General features: G+C 38.8%; 8 protein-coding genes. All 8 read right to left on the reverse strand.

Annotated features, from left to right (window positions below; genetic code table 11):
* Nucleotides 1-160: 160 nt before the first annotated feature.
* Nucleotides 161-2,059, reverse strand: a complete 1,899-nt coding sequence (locus BR73_RS0119585; protein WP_033166910.1) for a DUF927 domain-containing protein — start codon at nt 2,057-2,059, stop codon at nt 161-163.
* A complete protein-coding gene (locus tag BR73_RS0119590; RefSeq protein ID WP_033166911.1) occupies nt 2,056-2,535 on the reverse strand; it encodes a CHC2 zinc finger domain-containing protein in 480 nt (159 codons plus the stop codon). The genes BR73_RS0119585 and BR73_RS0119590 overlap by 4 nt, the downstream gene beginning before the upstream one ends.
* A gap of 10 nt (nt 2,536-2,545) precedes the next feature.
* Nucleotides 2,546-3,151, reverse strand: coding sequence for a hypothetical protein (locus BR73_RS0119595; protein WP_033166912.1), 606 nt, complete (start codon nt 3,149-3,151; stop codon nt 2,546-2,548).
* The gene (locus tag BR73_RS26845; protein WP_242860710.1) at nt 3,135-3,629 is read right to left on the reverse strand and encodes an ATP-binding protein; all 495 of its coding nucleotides are present in this window, start codon (nt 3,627-3,629) and stop codon (nt 3,135-3,137) included. Before BR73_RS26845 ends, BR73_RS0119595 begins: the two co-directional genes overlap by 17 nt.
* A complete protein-coding gene (locus BR73_RS29465; protein WP_242860711.1) occupies nt 3,626-3,787 on the reverse strand; it encodes a hypothetical protein in 162 nt (53 codons plus the stop codon). The genes BR73_RS26845 and BR73_RS29465 overlap by 4 nt, the downstream gene beginning before the upstream one ends.
* On the reverse strand, nt 3,787-4,221 hold the full coding sequence (locus BR73_RS0119605; RefSeq protein ID WP_033166913.1) for a hypothetical protein: 435 nt from the start codon (nt 4,219-4,221) through the stop codon (nt 3,787-3,789). Before BR73_RS0119605 ends, BR73_RS29465 begins: the two co-directional genes overlap by 1 nt.
* Nucleotides 4,222-4,253: 32 nt before the next feature.
* Nucleotides 4,254-4,382, reverse strand: coding sequence for a hypothetical protein (locus BR73_RS29675; RefSeq protein WP_278248535.1), 129 nt, complete (start codon nt 4,380-4,382; stop codon nt 4,254-4,256).
* A gap of 1,179 nt (nt 4,383-5,561) precedes the next feature.
* Nucleotides 5,562-5,954, reverse strand: coding sequence for an AbrB/MazE/SpoVT family DNA-binding domain-containing protein (locus BR73_RS27665; RefSeq protein ID WP_051685345.1), 393 nt, complete (start codon nt 5,952-5,954; stop codon nt 5,562-5,564).
* Nucleotides 5,955-6,025: the final 71 nt, after the last annotated feature.

The raw sequence follows: 6,025 nt of genomic DNA on the forward strand, positions 1-6,025 counted from the left end.
ATATAGTAAAATCAATGGGTTGCGGTACTGGTTCCCCCGGTTCCCCACATTTTTAACTTTTCTATATAAAGGTTAGTGTGTGTATGTATTTATTGACACACACCCAGAGTATTATAGACGTGCATTTCCTTGGGGAACTTGGGGAACTGGGGAACCGCTGTTAATCAAATGGTAATTCCATCTGTTCATTAACCGGTACAAATTCAGTATTTTCAATGACTTCCTCACTTTCTTCGTCATTCATTTTTATGACATTGAATCTTGATTTTTTACCGTTAACCTTCTTGCTTTTCTCCATTCTGGTTCCCCCACGATCATTATCTTTTAATAATAGACCGTTCCGATCCGCCCAGGTAAGAAAAGATTTACTGGAGAAGTTGCCCCTATCGCACATACTTTTAAAGACATTTGGCTCTATGTATACATATCCACGCTCAATAAATCCCCATACTTCACCTTTATAGCTGCCATATATGTCTGGGACGAAATTATTGTGATGAATTGCTATATCCGACATGATAAAACTATAGGCCCGCTCTTCCTCTGATACCTCTTCTTTATTTTTTAGAATATTAAAGCATGTATCAAAATCAAGATACCTGTCATCCTCAAAGATTTGCTCTGTTGCAATTTTGTCAGCTGTAAGAAGAATAGACATAGGTAAGATCTGTTTATCCTCTTTTTCAATTCCCAGCTCTATGGCCTTTGCATAAATACGATCCTGGAAATTTTTCTGTATAGCCTTTAGCTCCTTTGGGTCCATGTCGGTTATAATTTCTATAAACTCTTTGCCAGCATAACCATAATGTTCTTTTACGGTACTTACCACGGCAGCTGACTCTGATATGTTGCCAAAGATACTTCCTTCTTCGCTTTCAAATTCGATTATTCGATTGATGGCTCCTCCTTGCATCGTTTCGCTGATTAAAGAGCGTTCCGAGTTCGTAAGGATAACATTCTTCCAGTATCTCTGTCTCTGCAGCCCTATATTGACATTAGAACGCTCCTTACCGCCGCCGGAACATAAACTATATACATATCCAGAAAAATCGTCTTTCATTTTCTTCTGGATCTCTGAAAAATCATCAATGGCTAAAGGTAAATGATTAAGAAAGTCCAACCTTGCCTCCAGAGCTATTTCATTTGCCTTTGATTTTATCCAATACTTACCCTCTGTCGGATCCGCCCAAACCGAAGTCGCAACCATTAAAGCTACTGTTTTTCCCTTACCGGTCTTACCATGAGTGTTAATAATAAAGGGCAAAGCATTAAATTTATGTAATAAAGGACTTGCAAAAGCTCCTGCCAAATAAATCTTAGGCTCTAATCGATCACTCTGCCTAATTTTATGCATCAATTCCAGCCATTTCGTGTAGGATCCATTGCTCTGAATGCTCTTAAAAGCACCGGATAGGTTATCCTCATTATCAAAAATTACGCTCTCATCATATGGAATAAAATTATTATTGAGCCAGCCTAATTTTGAAGTAGATAACTGTTCTGGTATAGCAGAATCATTCATGCTTTCAATGTCAGCCAAATACTGTACAAGCGCCCTGGCATTCTCACTGGTGACTCTGACCCCATATTTTGATAATCCAGTAATCCGGTTACTGGAGGACATGACTTCTTTATCTACGATGATTTCTTTCCACCGGTTTCGGACTTTAAAAGCAAGTATCGTTTTAATATATCCGGTCTCTGCATTGATCAGCGATTTTACTGGTAGAATGGGATGGCTGCAGGCTGTCTTTTCTCCAAAGTTCGTAAGAATGGTAATGCCTTCTTCGTTCGCGGTCCAGCCACCGGCATACATTTGAGGATACTCCCCTTCAAAGTCCGTATAATTACCTCCGATTTTAAGTGTAAAGCTACGTTTAGATTTAGCAAAAGCCTTGTACTTTATATCAAATAACTGCTTTACTCCAAGCGACTTTGCTTTGGCCATAAGATCAACTGTAAGCGTTGCATGCAGAATCGGATCTTTTTCTTCATAGAGTTCAAAGAAAATTTCATCATTTAGGATAGTCTCTTTATTAAGTTCTGCTATATTAATCATTTATCCAACTCCAATACAGTTTCTAATAGGTATTCCTGATACTGCAATTTATTAACACAGGAGCACCAAAGGTCCGAAAATGGATGTTCAGCAGCAATTATATTGCGATAAGCTGTAATATGTAACTGAATGCTGCGCATCCTCATGGCATTCGAATGCCTTACTTGTTCTGCTTCATTCCTTGCTTTTCTTGCCTTATTTGCAATTACAGTAGTCCGCCAAGACGGCTTATCAGCGCCTCCAAGCAATTCAAAAGCTGTACGGAAATTACACCCATTCAGATGCATTTCCATATCAAAGATATCTCCTTTGGCTCCGCAACCAAAACAATAAAATGAATCATTATATATCTTCATGGAAGCAGTTTTTTCAATATGGAACGGGCATGATATAAACCCGTTCCTATTTACAATAAGTCCGTTACGATGCAGAACTTCCTTCATTGTAACCGTTGCTTTTAGCTCATCCCTGGTCAAATAATCACCCCTAAGACATAAATGGTAGTTCTTCTTCCAGCCCATTTGGAATATTCATAAATCCATCGCCTATAGTACTTGGAGTGTATCCGGGACCATAACCATTATCCTGGCTTTCAGGAAGAAGCTTATCTTCAGGAATATCCACACCATTGCGAATTGATTCTATGCTGCGGAACTGAACACATTTTGTAGCGAACTTTTTTTCACAATAAGAATTCAAATACTGCTCGCGGCCAAAAACACCGCCGATAAGCTTTCCTTTAAAGCAGGCAGCAAAATTGTTTCCCCATGCAACCTTAAAGCCAGAATTTGAGTTTTCGGCAGATGTTATAAAGGTTTTAAATCCCTTACTTGTGTTTCCATCGTTATCCTTAACGAGCTGATAAACAACACATCCCCACTTCTTGTTTTCCCTGGTATCAGATTTGTACTGCTGTGCAAAGTAATCCTTCTGATCACCTTCTGCAATATCAAGGCTGATTTCCAGCATTTCTTTACCAGCCTTTGATGTAGTTTCCTTTACCTGCATTATCTTGCAGATATGCCCTCCAAGCTTCAGGGGAATAAAATCCCCATAAGCCTGGACATTATCATAATCATTTGGTTTCTGCATTATTTGTATCCTCCTTGTCAAGTTCGTAATATTCCCTAATAGAATCATCTACGAATTTTAAATCATTATCTATTTCCAGTGTTTCAAACATTCCCATAGGGGATTTGCTTACTGCCCCGGCATCTGATTGTGTAATGAATTTATGAACATTATTTTCACTTACACATCTTAGGACGATTGTAAACATTCCCTCTACGCACACCTTTTCATCCAGAAGCTTTCCAATGGTTTTAGGCCGGATATCTCCGAAGTCGTTTATATCCTCATGCATAATAAAATAAACTATTCTGTCTGCCGGCAGTTTCCGGATAACAAACTGAATCAAGTTCCAGAAGTAATCCCCCAAGTCGTTGTAGAGGCTAAATACTGCATTTCCTCCCCCAGTCGAACTGTGCTTGCTCATAAAATGGTTGGTAATGAGGTAGCCAGCATCATCAATTACAAAGCTCTTGAAAGCCTTATTAAACAACTGCTTCATGATTTGCTGGTAATCATCTGTAACCACCTTAGGAATCTTTGATTTAAAGGAAGTGGTTTACCAAGAACATTAATCAGGGCTAAACCTTCATTAAAATTCCTAAGACTTGCGCTTTTTCCACTGCCCGACTTCCCTATAATTAATACAGGTAATCCCATTATTTATTCGCCTCCTGTTCAAAGTCGATGGCAGAAAGTACTGCTATCAAGGTGTTGTCGGTTTTAGCAGCCTCACCAAGCAGTAATAAAGTTGTGGTAGCATTTCGCCAGAAGAACATACCCTGACTCATACCCGTACAGGGTCCTGCCGGCAGGCTCTCCTGGTCATAATCAATCTCACTAAGATCAATCAGATTCATAAGATTCATATCCATCAGAATAAGTCTTTTGTCAGCATTAACCTGTAACAAGCTATATAAACTGTGCTTCTTGTCCAATAACACATCAGTGACAGTTACGGGATATTTTGCTTCACGCTGAAGGATATTTATATGGGCATGGTTGTGTATATCCATTTCAAGCTGTGGCATTGGACGCTCTTTGCTTACTGAGAATAACGTCCCTTCTTCCGGAAGTGTACCAGCCAGCTCCATAATAACGGCTTTGACTTTATTCGGAATAAAGTTTACATCAAGCCAAACACCCCATTTACCCCAAAAATCACATATCCTTCATCAATATAACCAATCCGGACACCACCGCCCTTATAGGCAGTGGTCATAAGCTTTCTTAAATGTGATGAATTAATAAACATATGTACCTCCTTAATAAAATCTTCATCGTCAGATTCAGCTATTGGAGTTTTGCTTATAGCTGAACATAACTTGTTAATAGTCTGTTTGTCAGGTGTGAATCCATATCTCTGATACCGCAACATTCTCTCAAATGTTGATTTCGGGTAAGGGATTGATCATCAATAATTAATAATTTTAGAAATAGATGTTCAAAGAAGTTATCATCATAAACAGCAGTATATTCTTCTTTGTCCTCCCCTTCTCCAAATGGAAAATCACTGGAGTGGATTATCTCTTTGAAGTATGCAAATTTGGTTATGGTAAAATCAAACTGATTCAGGATCTCTTCTGGTGACCAAAAATTTTATGACATAACTCAATTGAGAACCCTTGCTTTATAGCTTTTATAAGCTTTTACATTATCATTTTGATAAAATAATTCGTAATCTGGGTTATGATTAAAACAACAACCGCGTCGTCATAGTCTTTTTGATTCCTAAAATAAATATCTATATCCTTTTACCGGTTTTCCATTCAGTAGGTCTTTAAAACACCCTCCAGCAGCAAAACCTTTGTGCCATTTAATAATTGATCAGCATATGTAAGGCTTTAAGTTTTTTAGTGCAGTGCCTATGCAGCATATGTACCTCCTAACGTATACGCAGGCTTCGCCTCGTGGTTCAAGATGTGCCCAGGCAACTCTGTTTTTCAAGCAGCTCTCTGATTTTCTCGTTGTTTGGTAATGGATCCTGTGGAATAAGATACTCAGCCGGAATGGTATTAACATCTAAGGATCAATCTTAAGCGGCTGCTTACACCGTTTTTCTGGATGCCAAAACTAAATAAAGTAGTCTTGAACTTGGTTTGCCAATCTGCTTCATATTAGCTTCAAGAGTGTCTTTAAGAGACTGCGCTCTGTTCTCAAAGGTATTCAGCCTAGACGTAAACGGTCTATTTCAGTCTGTATTGTATCCGCATCATACTTAAGAGTTTTATAAAGCTTGGCATATCCGTCTGCTTTATCTCAATTCCCCTCTATAGACTCAAGGGTATCTAATATAGTGCTCGTCCCATTTCCTCATCGTAGGCATATTTAGAACGGCATCATAATCTCTGTTATCTGGTATAAACTGCTCATTACTTCCTCCTGTTCTTTTTTAGATAACTGCACTTCCACGGATTAAGAACTGGTCATATTATCAGGAACATACTCCATCAGACCACGCCTCCTGTTTAATGGCAGCACTAACTTTCTCCGCACACTTACGGCAGAGCTTATGTCCATCCACCTCAATCAGATCTTCTGTCTCCTCACACCATTCACAACCAAACTTCCGGATGCAGATTATGTTTCCATCTATGGAAATGTCCATAGCTTGTCCAATACTCCAGTCATTGGTACGGCGGATTTCTTTAGGAATCGTAAATCTACCTAACTCGTCAGTACGTCTACCTCTTCCCTTACTTAGCTTTAATACTCCATTTTCAAAGGTCATATCAAGGTAATCTCTGTTTTCAATACCTGCAGCTCTTCTAATCTCTATCGGGATAACGATTCTTCCCACTTCATCAATTTTTCTTACATATTGCATACTTGCATTCCTCCTAGTTCTGCCTTATAATAAGGCTATGGTTTATTTGTTATCTGGACCTTTCGGTATTC

Source organism: Clostridium sp. KNHs205, from assembly GCF_000702945.1.
In the GTDB taxonomy this organism is placed as follows: domain Bacteria; phylum Bacillota; class Clostridia; order Lachnospirales; family Lachnospiraceae; genus Anaerocolumna.

What these genes read in the sequence shown, in the direction of transcription:
- BR73_RS0119585 (WP_033166910.1), bottom strand. Translation starts at nt 2,059, where the DNA reads ATGATTAATATAGCAGAACTTAATAAAGAGACTATCCTAAATGATGAA.
- BR73_RS29465 (WP_242860711.1), bottom strand. Translation starts at nt 3,787, where the DNA reads ATGGGATTACCTGTATTAATTATAGGGAAGTCGGGCAGTGGAAAAAGC.
- BR73_RS29675 (WP_278248535.1), bottom strand. Translation starts at nt 4,382, where the DNA reads ATGTTTATTAATTCATCACATTTAAGAAAGCTTATGACCACTGCCTAT.
- BR73_RS27665 (WP_051685345.1), bottom strand. Translation starts at nt 5,954, where the DNA reads ATGCAATATGTAAGAAAAATTGATGAAGTGGGAAGAATCGTTATCCCG.
- BR73_RS0119605 (WP_033166913.1), bottom strand. Translation starts at nt 4,221, where the DNA reads ATGGAGCTGGCTGGTACACTTCCGGAAGAAGGGACGTTATTCTCAGTA.
- BR73_RS0119595 (WP_033166912.1), bottom strand. Translation starts at nt 3,151, where the DNA reads ATGCAGAAACCAAATGATTATGATAATGTCCAGGCTTATGGGGATTTT.
- BR73_RS26845 (WP_242860710.1), bottom strand. Translation starts at nt 3,629, where the DNA reads ATGAAGCAGTTGTTTAATAAGGCTTTCAAGAGCTTTGTAATTGATGAT.